Annotated in this window: 16 protein-coding genes and 1 pseudogene; 3 read left to right on the top strand and 14 right to left on the bottom strand. The window is 45.2% G+C overall.

Annotated features, from left to right (window positions below; all coding sequences use genetic code 11):
- Positions 1–9: 9 nt before the first annotated feature.
- The 13 genes from F941_RS07810 to F941_RS07870 form a co-directional block, all read right to left on the bottom strand.
- Complete coding sequence (locus F941_RS07810; RefSeq protein WP_005009821.1) at positions 10–399, bottom strand: hypothetical protein; 390 nt, start codon at positions 397–399, stop codon at positions 10–12.
- A gap of 124 nt (positions 400–523) precedes the next feature.
- On the bottom strand, positions 524–1,303 hold the full coding sequence (pcaD, locus tag F941_RS07815) for a 3-oxoadipate enol-lactonase (protein WP_005009822.1): 780 nt from the start codon (positions 1,301–1,303) through the stop codon (positions 524–526).
- Between the two features lie 67 nt (positions 1,304–1,370).
- Positions 1,371–2,576 (bottom strand): 3-oxoadipyl-CoA thiolase, encoded by a 1,206-nt coding sequence (gene pcaF, locus F941_RS07820; RefSeq protein ID WP_005009823.1) that lies wholly within the window; start codon positions 2,574–2,576, stop codon positions 1,371–1,373.
- A 207-nt stretch (positions 2,577–2,783) separates the two neighbouring features.
- Entirely contained in the window at positions 2,784–3,434 is a 651-nt protein-coding gene (locus F941_RS07825) for a 3-oxoacid CoA-transferase subunit B (protein ID WP_005009824.1), read from the bottom strand.
- A gap of 18 nt (positions 3,435–3,452) precedes the next feature.
- Entirely contained in the window at positions 3,453–4,139 is a 687-nt protein-coding gene (locus F941_RS07830; RefSeq protein WP_005009825.1) for a 3-oxoacid CoA-transferase subunit A, read from the bottom strand.
- A 19-nt stretch (positions 4,140–4,158) separates the two neighbouring features.
- Positions 4,159–5,388 carry a benzoate/H(+) symporter BenE gene (gene benE / locus F941_RS07835; RefSeq protein ID WP_005009826.1) on the bottom strand — a complete coding sequence of 410 codons (1,230 nt, stop codon included), beginning with the start codon at positions 5,386–5,388 and terminating at the stop codon, positions 4,159–4,161.
- Positions 5,389–5,442: 54 nt separating this feature from the next.
- Positions 5,443–6,228 carry a benzoate diol dehydrogenase BenD gene (benD, locus tag F941_RS07840; protein ID WP_005009827.1) on the bottom strand — a complete coding sequence of 262 codons (786 nt, stop codon included), beginning with the start codon at positions 6,226–6,228 and terminating at the stop codon, positions 5,443–5,445.
- Positions 6,229–6,246: 18 nt separating this feature from the next.
- Positions 6,247–7,263, bottom strand: a complete 1,017-nt coding sequence (benC, locus tag F941_RS07845) for a benzoate 1,2-dioxygenase electron transfer component BenC (RefSeq protein ID WP_005009828.1) — start codon at positions 7,261–7,263, stop codon at positions 6,247–6,249.
- A gap of 90 nt (positions 7,264–7,353) precedes the next feature.
- Positions 7,354–7,863 (bottom strand): benzoate 1,2-dioxygenase small subunit, encoded by a 510-nt coding sequence (benB, locus tag F941_RS07850; protein ID WP_005009830.1) that lies wholly within the window; start codon positions 7,861–7,863, stop codon positions 7,354–7,356.
- Positions 7,860–9,257: a benzoate 1,2-dioxygenase large subunit gene (gene benA / locus F941_RS07855; protein WP_005009833.1), complete on the bottom strand. Its 1,398-nt coding sequence runs from the start codon at positions 9,255–9,257 to the stop codon at positions 7,860–7,862. Before benA ends, benB begins: the two co-directional genes overlap by 4 nt.
- Positions 9,258–9,338: 81 nt before the next feature.
- Positions 9,339–10,259: a catechol 1,2-dioxygenase gene (catA, locus tag F941_RS07860; RefSeq protein WP_005009835.1), complete on the bottom strand. Its 921-nt coding sequence runs from the start codon at positions 10,257–10,259 to the stop codon at positions 9,339–9,341.
- Between the two features lie 125 nt (positions 10,260–10,384).
- Complete coding sequence (gene catC, locus F941_RS07865; protein WP_005009837.1) at positions 10,385–10,675, bottom strand: muconolactone Delta-isomerase; 291 nt, start codon at positions 10,673–10,675, stop codon at positions 10,385–10,387.
- A gap of 26 nt (positions 10,676–10,701) precedes the next feature.
- On the bottom strand, positions 10,702–11,811 hold the full coding sequence (locus F941_RS07870) for a muconate/chloromuconate family cycloisomerase (RefSeq protein ID WP_005009839.1): 1,110 nt from the start codon (positions 11,809–11,811) through the stop codon (positions 10,702–10,704).
- Between the two features lie 113 nt (positions 11,812–11,924).
- Here F941_RS07870 and F941_RS07875 point away from each other — a divergent pair, with 113 nt between their 5' ends.
- The 3 genes from F941_RS07875 to F941_RS07885 all read left to right on the top strand — a co-directional run bounded on the left by F941_RS07875 (position 11,925) and on the right by F941_RS07885 (position 16,031).
- Positions 11,925–12,848: a LysR family transcriptional regulator gene (locus F941_RS07875; RefSeq protein WP_005009840.1), complete on the top strand. Its 924-nt coding sequence runs from the start codon at positions 11,925–11,927 to the stop codon at positions 12,846–12,848.
- Between the two features lie 371 nt (positions 12,849–13,219).
- Entirely contained in the window at positions 13,220–14,593 is a 1,374-nt protein-coding gene (locus F941_RS07880; RefSeq protein ID WP_005009841.1) for an MFS transporter, read from the top strand.
- A gap of 130 nt (positions 14,594–14,723) precedes the next feature.
- Positions 14,724–16,031 (top strand): DcaP family trimeric outer membrane transporter, encoded by a 1,308-nt coding sequence (locus F941_RS07885; RefSeq protein WP_005009842.1) that lies wholly within the window; start codon positions 14,724–14,726, stop codon positions 16,029–16,031.
- Between the two features lie 126 nt (positions 16,032–16,157).
- Here F941_RS07885 and F941_RS16220 read toward each other — a convergent pair.
- Positions 16,158–16,766, bottom strand: a pseudogene (locus tag F941_RS16220) (GntR family transcriptional regulator); the annotation flags it as partial.
- Between the last annotated feature and the right edge of the window lie 12 nt (positions 16,767–16,778).

Below are 16,778 nucleotides of genomic sequence, written 5' to 3' on the forward strand. Positions count from 1 at the left end.
AATATTCGTTTAGCGAATACTTTCAATTTTAATTTTCTTTATAAAGAATAATTCTTCATCAGCGCTTGGACCTGCAATACGGTCACGATTTTGTTCGTATGAAAGAGAAGCCCATACTTTTGCGCCTTGGTATTTTTTCTTTAAGCTATAACCATCAGATTCTGGATTATACACAAACCAGTTTCCGCAATGCTGCACGCAATAGGCATTTATATCCCGGTTTTTAACGTCTTTCAATTGCACAGAAAGATCATCGATACCGCCTCCACTGACTAGAGTATAGGCCTTTATATCGGCAGTACGTTGAGTTGTGACATCTGCGCTAGAAATAGCAGGACTAAAGCCGATTGCTAAACTAAAAAGCAGCATTGATCCGTTTTTTGGATATTGATGAATCATTCTTTTAATTGTCCATTTATTTTTAGAGTGGCTATTAAATCAAAGCCTTCAAACGAAATAAAGCCCTACACAATGGTAAGGCTTTATTTTAAAAGATCATACTACATTGAATTTTTTCAGTTGCTTATTGCTGTAAAAAGCTTTGAATAGCCTGATTAAAGGCTTTCGGCTGTTCAATGTTTGAAATATGCGATGCATTGATCTCAAACAATGAGCTGCTGCGGACATTATTGATAATGTATTGTGCATCCGCCACAGTAGTGACAGGGTCTTTTTGACCGGCAACCACCAGTGTTGGTACCGTAATATTTTTAAGCTGTTCCCGCACATCCGCTTTAGCCAAAGCTTCACAGCAGCTTGCATAACCTTCTGGGCTGCCAGCACCAAGATCGTTACTCAAAGATTCTACAATTGCTGTGTTGCTTCGGATAAAGGGTTCGGTAAACCAACGCGATGCTGCAGTCTCTGCAATTGGCTTGAGGCCTTGCTCACGAACAAGTTGTGCACGGTCGTTCCATGCCTGCTCTTGACCAATTTTTGCTGCAGTGTTGCAGACAATCACATGGTTAAAACGTTCAGGGTGATGAATGGCCAGCCATTGACCTGTAAGTCCACCCATAGAAATGCCACAGAAGCTAGCTTTTTGAATATTCAGATGATCGAGTAGATTGACGACATCTGTTCCCAGCTGTTCTATGCTGTATGGTCCTTGCGGTGCGGTGGATGCACCGTGACCTCGGGTGTCATAGCAGACAATAAAATAGTCTTTTTTAAAGAAATTTATCTGCGGCTGCCACATTTGATAATTTGTTCCCAGAGAATTGGAAAAAATAATCGCAGGTTTGCGGGCATCACCAAAAGTTGCGTAATTGATCGCTGCATCATTGGATATAAATGTAGGCATGTTTTGAATCCTTAATTTTATAAATCCCCCTAAATCCCCCTTTGATAAGGGGGACTTTTATTGAGGATTAAACACGTTCAATAATCAAAGCGATGCCTTGACCGACACCAATACACATTGAGCATAGGCCGTATTTACCGCCTGTTTGTTCAAGTTGGTTCAGTGCAGTGGTGACTAATCTTGCGCCTGAAGCACCAAGGGGATGACCCAGTGCGATAGCACCACCGTTCGGATTGACTTTTTCTGAGCCATCTTCAAGGCCTAGATCACGTGTCACAGCAAGCGCCTGGGCTGCAAAGGCTTCATTCAGCTCAATCACATCCATTTGCGCTAAAGTCAAACCGGTTTGAGCCAGTAACTTTTTAATTGCAGGTGCAGGGCCAAATCCCATGATGCGTGGTTCTACACCGACCATCGTAGCCGCGATAATTTTGGCACGGGCCTTTAAGCCAAATTTGGCTACTGCATCATCTGATGCAATCAATAATGCAGCTGCACCATCGTTAATGCCTGAGGCATTGCCTGCGGTGACAGTACCATCAGCTTTAACAACTGGTTTGAGTTTGGTTAAGGCTTCCAGTGTGGTTGAGGCACGCGGGTGCTCATCGGTATTAATAACGATCGGTTCGCCTTTACGCTGCGGAATGACGACAGGAATAATTTCATTGGCAAAGAAACCGCGTGCTTGAGCAGCAGCAGTACGCTGTTGGCTCGTTAAAGCGAATTGGTCCTGATCTACACGGTTAATATTGAATTGTTCCGCGACATTTTCTGCTGTTTGAGGCATCGTTTCCACGCCATACAGCTCTTTCAGTTTAGGGTTGATAAAACGCCAACCCATAGTGGTATCTTCAATTTTTTGACTGCGGCCATAAGCACTGTCTGATTTACCCATCACAAAAGGTGCACGTGACATGCTTTCTACGCCGCCTGCGATAATTAAGTCCGCTTCACCGGATTTAATTGCGCGTGCAGCCATAGCGACCGCATCCAGTGACGAACCACAGAGACGGTTTACCGTGGTTGCAGGCACTTGGTAGGGAACACCAGCGAGTAGCGAAGACATACGTCCGACGTTACGGTTGTCTTCACCGGCCTGGTTGGCGCAGCCATAGATCACGTCATCCATTTGTTCCCAGTTCACGGAAGGATTACGCTCCATCAAGGATTTAATCGGTAGGGCGCCTAAGTCATCTGCACGCACTGGCGCGAGACCGCCTGCATAACGGCCAAAGGGTGTGCGGATTGCATCAATAATGTATGCGTTTTTCATGTTTAATATCTTCTTCGCAAAGTTCCTCTCCTTTGAAGGATGAGGAATATAATTTCGCAAGAGGGAGAGGGTTTTTTAACCCCCTCATCCTAGCCTTCTCCCTGAGGGAGAAGGAACTTTCTTTATCAATTCAATGTTGTTTAAACTTTCACTCAGTCATTTTGTAATGAAAGTTTCCCTCCTTTTAGGAGGGACTAAGGGAGGTCTTTAAACTGTAGCATCAACCAATTTTGCACCCGTCATCGACTGCAATTCCTCAAAAGAAAGGCCTTCAACTTTTTCAAGAACTTTCATACCATCTGCTGTGACATCGATGACACACAGATCGGTATAAATACGGTCGACACATTTCAGGCCTGTAGCTGGATAAGCCAGTTCAGCCACGATCTTCGGTTCGCCTTTTTTGGTGACATGGTCTGTAGTAATAAAGACTTTTTTAGCGCCTACGGCCAAGTCCATGGCACCGCCTACCGCAGGAATGGCATCAGGCGCACCGGTATGCCAGTTGGCGAGGTCACCATTTTCAGCCACTTGGAATGCACCCAATACTGCGATATCTAGGTGGCCGCCGCGCATCATGGCAAAGGAGTCACCATGATGGAAGAATGCACCACCGGTCAGCATGGTGACGTATTCTTTACCTGCATTGATCAATTCAGGATCACGGTCTTCTTCAGCAGGCGGGGGGCCAAAAGCCAGCAGACCATTTTCAGAATGCAGAAACACATCTTTATCTGAAGGCAAATAGCTGGCAATTTTAGTCGGCAGGCCAATGCCTAAATTGACATAGGCACCGTCAGGAATATCTTGTGCAACACGTGCAGCAATTTGATCACGTGTTAATTTGGTATAGCTCATTGTTTTGTCCTCACGTGATTAAGCAGACTGCTTAAGTTGTTTTGTACCGACAGCAACCACGTGCTGTACAAAAATCCCCGGAGTAATAATATGCTCTGGATCGAGTGCGCCAAGTTCCACTACTTCTGCAACTTGGGCAATAGTGACATCCGCTGCCATAGCCATAATTGGACCAAAGTTTCGTGCTGATTTGTTGTAAACCAAGTTGCCCCAACGGTCGCCTTGATGGGCTTTAATTAAGGCAAAATCGGCCTTAATCGGGTTTTCAAGCACGTAGTCTTTGCCTTCATAGTTCAGGGTAGGTTTACCTTCAGCAAGTAATGTACCAAAGCCTGTAGGCGTATAGATTGGACCCAAGCCCATGCCCGCAGCTTGAATACGGCAAGCCAGATTGCCTTGCGGCACGAGTTCCAGTTCGATCTTGCCTGCACGATAAAGTTCATCAAATACCCAAGAGTCAGACTGGCGCGGGAAAGAGCAGATGATTTTACGGACAGCACCAGCCTTTAACAGTTTAGCCAAGCCATAGTCACCGTTGCCGGCATTGTTATTCACAATGACCAGATCCTTGATGCCAAGCTCAATCAGGCCATCGATCAGTTCAGCAGGCTGACCCGCCGTACCAAAACCGCCAATCATAATGGTCGAACCATCTTTAATTTGTGAGAGCGCTTCTTTAAGGGAAGCTGAGCTTTTATCAATCATAGTCGTTCCTATGGCAAAATTATTTTGATTCGGTCTGAGAAAGAGAAATGGAGTTCGGTACAGCAGGTTCAGGTTTAGGCTTGCTCAATAACAAATGTGCAATAATCCCGATACAAATGCCCCAAAACACCGAACTCAAACCTAAAAAGTGCATGCCGGATGCGGTTGCTAAAAAGGTGATCAGCGCAGCATCACGTTCAGATTCATCTTTCATCGCGACAGATACATTGGTGCCAATGGCGCCAAGCAGCGCAAGGCCAGCAAGGGCAGCAACCAGTTCTTTGGGCAACAAGCTAAACAGCATGACGATACTGCCTGCAAATAAACCGCCAAGGATGTAAAACAGTCCGTTGGCAATACCTGCGATATAGCGCTTATCTTTCAATTCATGCGCATCTTTGCCCATGCACAGCGCGGCAGTAATCGAAGCCAACACAATGGTAATGCCGCCCACACAAGCAACAGCAAGGGAGGCAATACTGGTTGCAGTAATAATCGGTTTGGCCGGGGTGTCATAACCGCTGAGTTTCATAATCGCCATGCCCGGTAAAAACTGTCCGGTTAAGCTGACTAAAATCAGCGGAATCGCGAAGTTCAGCATGCCATTGATGGACCACTCAGGACTGATCCACTGCGGGATTGCCAGACTAAAATCAACCGTGACAGGGTTCATTTTGCCGAGCAATACACTGAGCAGCACCCCGCTCAGCAATACCCAAACCATGCTGTAGCGAGGGCTAACACGTTTTGAGATCAGGAATACCAGCACCATGCCAAATACAATCAGCGGCATACTGTCGGTTGCAGTAAAAAGTCCCAATCCAAATTGAAATAAAATCCCTGCCATCATGGCTGCCGCAATCGACTGAGGAATCCATTTCAACAGTTTGTCGAAATAACCGCTGAGTCCAATCAACAGAATGACCAAAGCGGCGGTGATATAAGCCGCGACAGCTTCATTCAGTGAAATATTCGGAAATAAAGTCACCAATAATGCAGTACCCGGTGCAGACCAGGCGGTGATGACTGGGGTCTTGTATTTAATCGAGAGAAAAATACCGGCAACAGCAGCACCAATAGAAATGCCCCAAATCCATGAAATCATCATATTGGGTGCAACATTGGCCTTTTGTGCCGCCTGAAAAAAGATAATCAGCGGGCCAGAGTAGGAAATCAGCACTGCTAAAAATCCTGCAACAGTGGCTGATAAAGACCAATCATCTTTTAGGGTTTTTAACAGGGTCGTCATTGCTCTTGCCTCCATGCTGATACATCAATGATCCTGTGCCGCTTTCAATCAGGTTTAACCCTGATCGCCGCCGCCAACGGGTACAACTGTGCCCGTCATATATGAAGATTCATCAGAAGCAAGGAATACAATGGCATTCACTTGTTCCTGAATGGTTCCGTATCGGCCGAGGAAGGTACGGTCGATGGTTTGATCTACCACTTCTTGCATCCATTGTTTTTCAGATTCAGTCAGTGGATTGGCATTACGTGGAACTTTGCGAGGCGGTGCTTCTGTACCGCCAGTCGCGATTGCATTGACACGAATACCGTCTTTGGCATGCTCAAAGGCAAGCGAAGCCGTTAAGCCGTTGACGCCGCCTTTAGATGCTGAATAAGGCACACGGTTAATGCCACGCGTTGCAATAGATGAAACGTTTACGATGGTGCCTTTTTGATTTTTAATCATTTCTGGCAGCACTGCGCGGCAGCACCACAGCGTTGGAAACAATGAACGGTTCACTTCTTTGATGATTTCTTCTTCAGCAAACTCCTGAAAAGGTTTCATCCAGATGGCACCGCCAACGTTGTTGATTAATGCATCGACTCGGCCATAGGTTTCTATGGCTTGATCGACTACAGATTGAGCACCTGCAAAGGTTTCCAGATTGGCTTTAACGAAAATCGCATCGCCATCTTTGGCTTCAATTTCAGCAAGCGTTTCCTCGACATAGTCAGAGAGATCAGCTAAAACCACTTGAGCACCTTCAGCTGCAACTTGCAGGGCAACACCACGACCAATGCCTTGCGCGGCACCAGTCACAATCACCACTTTATTTAAAAATCTTTGACGATCCGACATAGAAAAATTTCCTTTCAATTAGTTTGCAGAGAATTTTTCAAACAGGAAGTTTGCAGGTTTTACGCCTTCAGCGTCTAACCAGCCGCGAACCGCTTCTACCATTGGCACAGGACCGCATAAATAGACATCCACATCGCCGCCATTCAGCCATTCGTTTTCAATATGACTTGTCACATAACCTTTACGCGCATGTGCAGATTCTGGGTTCGCAATGACAGTACGGTATTCAAACCAAGGGAACTTGTCTTGCAGTTCATTCAGTTTTTCAATTGCTACCAAGTCAAAGTCATTGGTTACACCAAATACAAGGCGTACAGGCTGTTCAGAGCCTTTTTCTTCCAGCACTTGCAGCATCGACATAAATGGGGCAATGCCTGTACCGCCAGCCAGCATCACTACCGGGCGCACCACATTGCGCAGATAGAAGCTGCCGAATGGACCTTTGAATGTCATCACATCGCCAGCTTTGGCATCGGCGCTCAGGAATGAGCTCATTTTGCCTTCAGGCACATTGCGCACGACAAAGCCTGTTAAGCGGTTGCCCGGTTTAGAGCTGAAAGAGTAAGAACGGGTTTCATCCGTACCAGGAATACCCACATTTACGTATTGGCCAGCTAAGAAGTTAATTTCTGGCTGTCCATCATCCAGCTGAATATCAAAGGTGATTGTCGAATCAGATAAATTTTCTACGCGGGCTAATGTGCCTTTAAATTCATGAATTTCTGTTTTGCAGACATCTGATGATGCTTGAATCTGGAAGACTGCGTCTGAGGTCGGTTTGCATTGGCAAGCCAAAATATAACCTTCGGCAGCTTCTTCTGGCGTTAATGCATCTTCAATATACATTTCTTCAGGCATATCAAACGAACCTGATTCACAAAATGCGCGGCATGTGCCGCAAGCACCGTCTCGGCAGTCCAAAGGAATATTGATCTTTTGGCGATATGCTGCGTCGGATAAGCTTTCACCTTGTGCAACAGAAATAAAACGTGTTACGCCATCTTCAAATTGAAGCGCTACATTGTGGTTTGACATGGCTGAATATCCTATATAAATCTTTAAATCTCATCCTTTCAGCCAACGTTCCATCTGACTGAAAGGTTTTACCTTGCTGTATAAACAGTCTTAGAGGTGATAAATATCAATAACTTGGTTGATATAATCGTTTTTGAGGACAACATATTTGCTGAGAATTTTTGGCTGATCGCCAGAAAAATCAATTTCATAGCGCGACATGCCAAAGTAGCTGTAGTTGGTTTTGTAACGGAAACTTAAAGTGTTCCAATTAAAACGCACGGTGACTTTATTGCCGTCACGCTCCACCACTTCAATGTTGCAAATGTTGTGGCTGGTGCGGGTATCCGGCATGGTGGCAGAAGAACGTTCAGTCTTGATGCGGAATACACGGTCTTCCAAACCTTGACGGTCCGGGTAGTAGATCAGTGAAATTTCTGACTGCGGGTCTTCGGTCAATTTGTCATCGTCATCCCAAGCAGGCATCCAGAACGATGCGGAAGGGGCATAACAATTTAACCAGTCATCCCATTGTTCATCATCCAAAAATCGCGCTTCGCGGTAGAGGAACTGAGCAATGCTTTCAAGCGAAATGGTGTCTTGTTGAACTACAGCATTCATGCGCTTTCTCCCATTGCAGCGGCTTCTACCTCAGCCAGTTCCTTTTCAGATTGGATGGCTTGTTTCATCATTTTCAGCCAGTATTGGTGCTGCGCTAAATACAAACCTTCATCTTCAGTTTTAATGCCGCTTAACACAGGTTTTAAACCGATTTCATTGGCAGCATCATCTGGGCCTTGGATCCAGTGTTTTGAACCGCGGCACATGTCATTCCATTCCAGCTCAATACCAGCATAGCCCGCTTGGCATGCGCGGAATTCTTCAAGATCATCTGGGGTTGCCATGCCTGAGGCATTAAAGAAATCTTCATATTGACGGATACGGCGGGTACGCGCTTCCGGCTCTTCACCGACAGGCGCAATACAGTAAATCGTCACTTCAGTTTTGTTGACTGAAAGCGGGCGCAATACACGGATTTGTGAACCGAACTGATCCATTAAATACACATTTGGATACAGGCACAGATTGCGTGAGCGCTCAATCATCCATTTCGACATTGGCGCGCCAAACTTCTCGGTATATTCATCCGCTTTCACAAAGTTTGGACGGTCTTCCGGGTTTGCCCATTGGGTCCATAGCAGCATATGGCCATTTTCAAAACCGTATGAGCCGCCGCCTTGCTTGCCCCAAGAGCCAGCGCTCATTGCGCGGATGTTGTCAGCCGCCTGCGCTTCTTTACGGTGCTGTGTCGTTGCTGCATAGTTCCAGTGCACGGCGGAAACGTGGTAGCCGTCTGCGCCATTTTCTGCGGTCAGTTTCCAGTTGCCTTCGTAAGTATAAGTTGATGAACCGCGAAGCACTTCAAGGCCTTGATCTGACTGGCCGACAATCATGTCGATGATTTTTGCGGTTTCACCTAAGAATTCTTCAAGTGATGGCACATCTGGATTTAAGCTGCCGAATAAGAAGCCTTTATAGCTTTCAAAACGCGCAACTTTCTTCAAATCATGAGAACCGTCTTGGTTAAAGCAGTCTGAATAGCCCGCTTCTGAAGGGTCTTTAACTTTCAGCAGTTTGCCTGAGTTATTGAATGTCCAGCCGTGAAATGGGCAGGTATACGTTGCTTTGTTGCCTTTTTTATGACGGCAAAGCTGTGCGCCGCGGTGCGAACAGGCATTGATCATGGCATTCAGTTCACCTTGCCGGTTACGCGCAATGATGATGGGCTGACGGCCAATATGAGTCGTGTAGAAATCGTTATTATTTGGAATCTGGCTTTCGTGCGCCAAGTAAACCCAGTTGCCTTCAAAGATGTATTTCATCTCTAAATCAAAAAGGGATTGATCTGTAAATACAGAACGATGAAGCTTAAATTCACCGCTTTCAAAATCGTCAACTAAAAGTTCGTCAATGCGATCAAGATGGCTGGTGTTAATAACTGGGATACGAGGCATGTCCGTTCTCCGACTTTCCAATTCTTTTGGGGAAGTCACCCAGATGTCATGAAACTGACATCTGGGTTTCCTATGATGGTCTTAAGCGCTAGCGCGGCGGCGGTCAACTTCAGTTGACGGCGCTGCAGTTTGGTCTTTCACCAGCTCAACATTAAAAGTAATGTGCTTGAATGCTTCTGTTTGGCCACGGCGCGCAATTTCAGCTGCATCCGTCACATCAACAGCAGTTGCAACCAAACCGTCACGCGTTGCAAATGCAAAGTCGTCCCACAGGTATTTGTCGCCTTCAATGTTGAATTGCGTTGTCAGCTTGCGGTAACCCGGTGCAGAGATGAAATAATGCACATGAGACGGGCGGTTGCCGTGACGGCCAAGTTTGTTCAGAACAAACTGCGTAGTGCCTTCTGGAGGGCAGCCGTAACCGACAGGCATAGTTGTTTGCGCCGTATAAGAGCCTTCCGCATTGCTTAAAATGGTGCGGCGAAGGTTGAAGTCAGACTGAGACTTGTCAAAGAAAGAGTAGTTGCCTAGGCTGTTGGCATGCCAAATTTCAACTTTAGCGCCTTCAATAAGATTGCCTTCAGTATCAGTTACTGTGCCTTCAATGAACAGCGTAGGAATTTTGCCTGCTTCAGAACCATCATCCATACGTGCAAAGCCCACTGTTTCAGGCGCACCTGCAACGTATAATGGTCCTTCAATGGTACGAGGTGTTCCGCCTGTAATGCCTGCTTTGGCATCAGCTTCGTCAGCACGTAAGTCCAAGTAGTGTTCCAGACCTAAACCAGCAGCCAAAAGGCCTAATTCATTCGCCTGGCCTGCATCTGTGAAATACTCAAGACCTTTCCAAAGTTCTGTTTGAGAAATATCTAAGTCTTCAATGGCTTGGAATAAATCACCCAGCAAACGGACAACAATTTGTTGAACACGCGGGTCTACAGGACCAATGGCTGTGTCAACGTTCATTTGTTTTACGAGTGCATCAATTTCTTGGCGGTTCATACTAATGCTCCTTAAGTATGCAATATGTTTTGGTGGCTGGAGTGATGCTTTTTTTCACTTAGCTGCCACAGTCCTTGTTTCATTAACTTTTGCTTTTGCGGAAAACAGACATTCTGTATTTCAAATCAACTGTCGTTATCACGTATTGAGGATGGGTGGCGGTTTAGCGCCATCACTTCAATATTCATGTAGGGGTACAACGGAAGTCCTTGCAAAATATTGTGCAGCTCTTCATTGCTCTCGACATCAAAAATACTGATGTTTGAGTACTGGCCGGTGATACGCCAGATATGGCGCCATTTGCCTTGGCGCTGTAATTCCTGTGAATAGGCTTTTTCGACGACCTTAATCTCATTAGCTTTTTCCGCTGGCATATCCAGTGGAATATTCACGTCCATACGTACTTGAAAAAGCATGTGAAACTCCTTGTTAATTCTTGGATTTACTTGCGGCGCAAGCAGTCAATCTTGTCTTCATCCAGTTCAATACCTAAACCTGCTGTTTTCGGAACAGTCAGTTCAAAGTTCTGGTATTGAAGCGGTGTTTTTAAAATTTCTTCGGTGAGCAGCAGCGGGCCAAATAACTCTGTGCCGTAGGCTAAATTTTCAAAGGTAGAGAAAGCGTGCGCTGAAGCAATGGTGCCCACAGGCCCTTCCAGCATGGTGCCGCCGTATAGGTCTATCCCTGCCAATTTGGCAATTTTGGCCACTTCACAGCCTTCAGTTAAGCCGCCAGACTGTGCAATTTTGACAGCAAAGACAGAAGATGCATTGCGTTTTGCCAAGTGATAAGCACTGTGCGGACCCATCAGCGATTCATCCGCCATGATGGCAATCTCGAATCTGCGGGTGAGGCGCTCCATGGCGTCAATATTGTCAATGGCGCAAGGCTGCTCAATCAGGTCAACACCGCCGTCTTGCAGTAATTGAATGCCTTTAACGGCTTCAAGTTCTGACCAGGCGCGGTTGACATCGACACGAATTGAAATATCTGAACCTAGCGCTTTTTTAATCGTTAAAACATGCTCAACATCTGCTTCGACTGCGCGGGAGCCAATTTTTAGTTTGAAAATGTTATGGCGTTTTGCTTCAATCATTTTCTGCGCTTCAGCAATGTCTTTATCCGTATTGCCAGAAGCCAAAACCCAAAGCACTGGGACGCTGTCTCGTAAACGGCCACCCAGCAGTTCACTCATCGGCAAGCCAAGACGCTGTGCCTGAATATCAAGCAATGCGGTTTGAATTGCGCATTTTGCAAAACGGTTGCCGTTAATATTGCGTTTAATCACTTGCATGGTTTTCGCAACATTTAAACCCGGCAGGGATTTCATCAATGGCGCAAAATAAGTTTCGATATTGGTTTTAATGCTTTCCGGGCTTTCTTCGCCATAGCCTAAACCGCCAATTGTGGTTGCTTCGCCCCAACCGATAAATCCATCGTCTGTTGTGACTTTAACCAGAACTAATGTTTGCGTTTGCATTGTCGCAACAGCCATCTTATGCGGACGGATGGTTGGAATTTCGACAAGCAGTGTTTCAATGGATTTATACATCTTGGCTCTTCGCAACCTTGCGTTGTGTACCTGATGTGATATACCTTAAAAGAATAATATTTGACTGTCTAAGATCAAATTTGCATTTTTATATATCCTAAAGGTATGAAAATATGGAACTCAGGCACCTTCGCTATTACGTAGCTGTCGTAGAAGAGCAAAGTTTTACTAAAGCGGCAGAAAAACTTTTTATCGCCCAGCCGCCTTTAAGCCGCCAGATACAGAATCTTGAAGCAGAACTGGGCACTCAACTCTTTGAACGCGGCAGCCGCCCTTTAAAGACCACAGAAGCAGGCTATTTTTTCTATCAGCATGCCGTTAAACTTTTGTCTAATGCCGAAGAAATTAAAGCCATGACACAGCGCATTGGTTTGGTAGAGAAAACCGTCACCATGGGTTTTGTCGGTTCACTTTTATATGGACTGCTGCCTAAAATTGTTTATTTGTTCCGCCAGCAGCATCCATATTTAAAAATTGAATTGATTGAAATGAGTACAAAAGACCAAATTATCGCTTTAAAAGAAGGGCGCATAGATGTTGGTTTTGGGCGGCTTCGCATATCGGACCCAGCTGTTCGCCGGGTTCTTTTACGTGAAGAACCGCTTATGGTTGCTGTTCATGCAAGTCATCCCTTGGCTCAGCAAAAAGAACAACAAGAAGGAGTGTATTTAGCTGATATTGTTGATGAAAATCATTTTTTATATCCTAGCCATCCAAAACCTAATTTTTCAACACAGGTTCGGCATCTATTTTCTGAACATGGATTAGACCCTAAAAACCTAAAAGAAGTGAGAGAAATCCAGCTGGCGCTGGGCCTTGTGGCAGCGGGTGAGGGGATTTGTATTGTGCCTGAAAGTGCAAGAACGATTCAGTTTCCGCATTTGCATTACATTCCAGTTTTAGACGATTCTGCTAAAAGTCCTATTTTTCTGGCTATCCGCTGTATGGATGAGAGTGATCATATCCGGTCATTATTTGACTGCATCTATCAAGTTTATGATCTGGAAGCGATACAATATGACCGTGCTGTAATCTAATGAAAATGCATTCACCGCGGCTAGATATGGCGTACAAAAGAAAATAGAAAATGCCCGGAAAAAAGATTTTCTGTCTCAAATAAAACGTGAAAAATACAATATAAATAAGCAAATGGCGAATTTAAGATTAAAGTCTTAAATTCGCTTTTTTATGGGTTATTCACAACAGTATAGAAGTGAAATCGGTAATATTTTCACCATTCTAATAAATCAATTTTTGAATAAACTAGAAATAACACACTGTTTTATTGTAAATAATTTTTTAATCCGACTAAAAAGGTATAAATGTAGAGCTAATCGGTTTTGGACATAAAAAAACCTTTGCTTCATTGTTTGCGCTAACAAGGAACATCGCAAGCAGGAGGCGAGCAGTGAATACTCAACAGATAAATATCAATTCAGTTATTGATGAAGCAAAATTTACACCTTTCCATTGGGGCGTTTTAATTTGGTGCCTCATAATTATCATTTTTGACGGTTATGATCTTGTTATTTATGGCGTGGCCTTGCCGCTGCTGATGCAGGAGTGGGCGCTCTCTGCCGTTCAGGCCGGCATGCTGGCCAGTACTGCGCTTTTCGGCATGATGTTTGGCGCAATGTCCTTTGGCACATTGTCAGATAAATTGGGCCGTAAAAAAACCATTATGATTTGCGTGGCTATTTTTAGCGGCTTTACCTTTTTAGGCGCATTTGCCACCAATCCTATCGAATTCGGCATTTTGCGCTTCCTTGCCGGTTTAGGCATCGGCGGCGTGATGCCGAACGTCGTAGCCTTAATGACAGAATACGCGCCGAAACGCATCCGCAGCACGTTGGTTGCGCTGATGTTCAGCGGCTATGCCATTGGCGGAATGACTTCAGCATTGCTTGGCGCTTGGCTAGTGGCGGATTATGGCTGGAAAATCATGTTTTATATTGCGGGTATTCCATTCATTGCTTTGCCGCTGATTTGGAAATTTTTGCCTGAATCTTTGATGTTTTTGACCCAAAAAGGAGATACAGAAAAAGTCCGCAGCATCGTACAAAAAATCTCACCTGAACAGCCTGTTTCAGCAGTTGCTGAATTCAGCTTGAATGAGCCGTCAGCTGGTGATGAAGCGCCATTAAAAGCTTTATTTCAGCAAGGGCGCACCTTCAGTACAGTCATGTTCTGGATTGCATTCTTCATGTGCTTGCTGATGGTCTATGCGCTCGGCAGCTGGCTGCCAAAACTGATGATTCAGGCTGGATATTCGCTCGGCGCAAGCATGCTGTTCTTATTTGCATTGAACATTGGCGGCATGGTAGGCGCAATTGGCGGCGGCGTATTGGCAGATAAGTTTCATTTAAAGCCTGTTCTGAGCATTATGTTTACCGTAGGCGCGTTGGCGCTGATTATGCTCGGCTTTAACAGTCCGCAAGCCGTCCTGTATGCCTTAATTGCGGTTGCTGGCGCAGCAACGATTGGTTCTCAAATTTTGCTTTATACCTTTGTCGCGCAATTTTATCCTGCAGCCGTCCGTTCTACAGGCATGGGCTGGGCATCAGGCATAGGCCGTATTGGCGCTATTGTCGGTCCCGTGTTGACTGGCGCATTGCTGACGCTTGAATTGCCGCATCAAATGAACTTTCTGGCAATTGCCATTCCAGGCGCTATCGCTGCCTTGGCGGTCTTCTTGGTTAATTTAAAAGCGTCTGTAGAAGGATCAAAAGAGCAGCAGGCTGTACCAGTAAAAAGCCCTGTGATCAAAAGCGCTGCAAATTAATAATCCATAAATCAATCTTCTTAATTTTTAAAACAACTTCCTCAGCCCTTATGCATGCGCATAAGGGTTCAAGGATCACTGTGTCAAAACACTGTAAAAAAGGAATGGGCTTTGTCCCAAAGAGGTCAGGATGAACACTCAATTTTTTAACTTTATGCTTAAACCTTTAACATTGGCATGTGCAATTGCATTGCCTGTTGCAACGCATGCGGCGCCTGCAACAGAAGCAGAAGTGGAACACCTGCGTGCAGAAGTTAAAGCGCTGAAAGCCATGATGCAGCAATATGCGCAGCAGCAGAATTCATTAAGCAATCATTTGACAGAAATAAAAGCTAAGTCTGCAACCATGGCTGCGCCATCGCCGGCACCTGTTGCTAAAGCTGAAGGTTTAAGCCTGAAAACCAAAGGCGGCGCAGAATTCAGCGTATATGGCAATGTGCGTGCAGATGCGTTATATCAGGCCGAAGGCGGCAGTGCAGCGCGTTTATACAACCAAATTAGTACGGTTCCGCTGGAAGGCAGCGGTGAAAGTTCAGACCGTTTAAAAGCGTCTATGGCCGCTACACGTTTGGGCTTAGATTTTAAAACCGCAACGCAGGCTGGAGATGTCGGCGGAAAAATTGAAGTCGACTTTTTAGGCGCAAATGACAGCTTGCGCATTCGCCATGCATATTTGACCTATGGTGATTGGCTGGTGGGTCAGACATGGTCGAACTTCGCCGTGCCAGATTACATGCCGGAAACGATTGATGCCCTGGGTTATGTCGGCGGCGCAGTGAAACGTACACCGCAAGTGCGCTATAGCTATAAATTTGACCCTGCAACCAATTTGGTTATTGCTGCAGAAGATTCTAAAGACGATAGCTCGAATATGCGTTTGCCCGCTTTAACTGCGAGTTTAAATCATAAATTCAGTGATACCCTGATGGTGAGTGCGCGCGCCATGGGCACAGAAAAGAAAACCGATGCAGATTCTGAAACTGCGTGGGGCGTGGGACTCGGTGCCAAGTTAGACTTAACAGATCAAACCTTCTTAAAAGCTGATTATTATCATGTGAAAGGTGACAGCAGCTTTGTGTCATGGACTAACCAAGGTTTTGTAACCAATGCCAATAAGGACATTATCGCAAGCAATGAATTTGACTCAATTACACTCGGTATTACGCAGCAGTTTAATCCGCAGTGGCGCGGTACTTTGGGCTATGGTTACATGAAGGCAGATAACAATGATGACTATATCAATGCATTTGCAGATAAAACAAAAATCAATAAAGCGCTGTGGCAAGCGTGGGCCAATGTGTTTTATAGTCCAGTCAAACCCATCAGCCTAGGGCTTGAATATGTTTATGGTGAGCGTGAAGCTTTTGGCGCAGCGCCGAACGGCAGCACAAAAGGTGAAGACAACCGTATCAATGCTGTGGCGATGTATAATTTCTAAGACTTTCTTTGCTTAAAAGTAAGGGAAATAAAAGCCTGAGACATTGCATGATGTACTACTCAGGCTTTTAGCTTTAAAAAATGTTCTAAGTGCCATATTCAGCAAAGATATATGTACTCATTACGCGCTTTGATGCAAAAGAATAAAATTACCGGCCTGTGTTAAAGCCTGCAAAGATAAATTCAGAGCATCCAAAGCTCTGATGTAATGACAATGTCATCTGCAGTGCATGACACGCCTTGCAGAATATAGCGGCTGGCAATCAATTTCCGCAGCGACAAGTTGCCGGGCGGCATATTATCGCCGTTTAAATAACTGTTTTTGCGTTTTGCGTGCTGTGCCAGCAGCTGTATGAATTTCTGATTATAAAGCAGTTCTGAATTAGGAAATGCAGAGCCAAAAGGCGCAATTTCTGCAGCTTGTATCGACTTTAAATAATGAAACACCACTGAGTTAATCTGAACATTCTTTTTTAAGCGGACTTCTGGATTTTTATCTTTTAATGCGGTTTCAGCAGCATTGAACTGCTATGGGGGCAACATAAAACCCGGATTTATTTTTAGCATAAACCAGCCCTTGCACTTCCAAAGACTGATAGGCATTCAATACGATAATCAGGCTGAGTCCAGACAACTGTGTCTGTTCCTGCAAAGAAGGCAGTGTCTTATACGCTTGCCAGACACCATTTTCGATCATTTGGCGCAAATGCTGCCCCAGCATCTCAGATTTATACATTGCTTGACCGCT

Origin of the sequence: Acinetobacter bouvetii DSM 14964 = CIP 107468 (assembly GCF_000368865.1) — a bacterium.
Lineage (GTDB): Bacteria > Pseudomonadota > Gammaproteobacteria > Pseudomonadales > Moraxellaceae > Acinetobacter > Acinetobacter bouvetii.

Excerpts from the sequence above, each read along its gene's own strand:
- F941_RS07810 (WP_005009821.1), bottom strand. The coding sequence starts at position 399 with ATGATTCATCAATATCCAAAAAACGGATCAATGCTGCTTTTTAGTTTA.
- pcaD (WP_005009822.1), bottom strand. The coding sequence starts at position 1,303 with ATGCCTACATTTATATCCAATGATGCAGCGATCAATTACGCAACTTTT.
- pcaF (WP_005009823.1), bottom strand. The coding sequence starts at position 2,576 with ATGAAAAACGCATACATTATTGATGCAATCCGCACACCCTTTGGCCGT.
- F941_RS07825 (WP_005009824.1), bottom strand. The coding sequence starts at position 3,434 with ATGAGCTATACCAAATTAACACGTGATCAAATTGCTGCACGTGTTGCA.
- F941_RS07830 (WP_005009825.1), bottom strand. The coding sequence starts at position 4,139 with ATGATTGATAAAAGCTCAGCTTCCCTTAAAGAAGCGCTCTCACAAATT.
- benE (WP_005009826.1), bottom strand. The coding sequence starts at position 5,388 with ATGACGACCCTGTTAAAAACCCTAAAAGATGATTGGTCTTTATCAGCC.
- benD (WP_005009827.1), bottom strand. The coding sequence starts at position 6,228 with ATGTCGGATCGTCAAAGATTTTTAAATAAAGTGGTGATTGTGACTGGT.
- benC (WP_005009828.1), bottom strand. The coding sequence starts at position 7,263 with ATGTCAAACCACAATGTAGCGCTTCAATTTGAAGATGGCGTAACACGT.
- benB (WP_005009830.1), bottom strand. The coding sequence starts at position 7,863 with ATGAATGCTGTAGTTCAACAAGACACCATTTCGCTTGAAAGCATTGCT.
- benA (WP_005009833.1), bottom strand. The coding sequence starts at position 9,257 with ATGCCTCGTATCCCAGTTATTAACACCAGCCATCTTGATCGCATTGAC.
- catA (WP_005009835.1), bottom strand. The coding sequence starts at position 10,259 with ATGAACCGCCAAGAAATTGATGCACTCGTAAAACAAATGAACGTTGAC.
- catC (WP_005009837.1), bottom strand. The coding sequence starts at position 10,675 with ATGCTTTTTCAAGTACGTATGGACGTGAATATTCCACTGGATATGCCA.
- F941_RS07870 (WP_005009839.1), bottom strand. The coding sequence starts at position 11,811 with ATGTATAAATCCATTGAAACACTGCTTGTCGAAATTCCAACCATCCGT.
- F941_RS07875 (WP_005009840.1), top strand. The coding sequence starts at position 11,925 with ATGGAACTCAGGCACCTTCGCTATTACGTAGCTGTCGTAGAAGAGCAA.
- F941_RS07885 (WP_005009842.1), top strand. The coding sequence starts at position 14,724 with ATGAACACTCAATTTTTTAACTTTATGCTTAAACCTTTAACATTGGCA.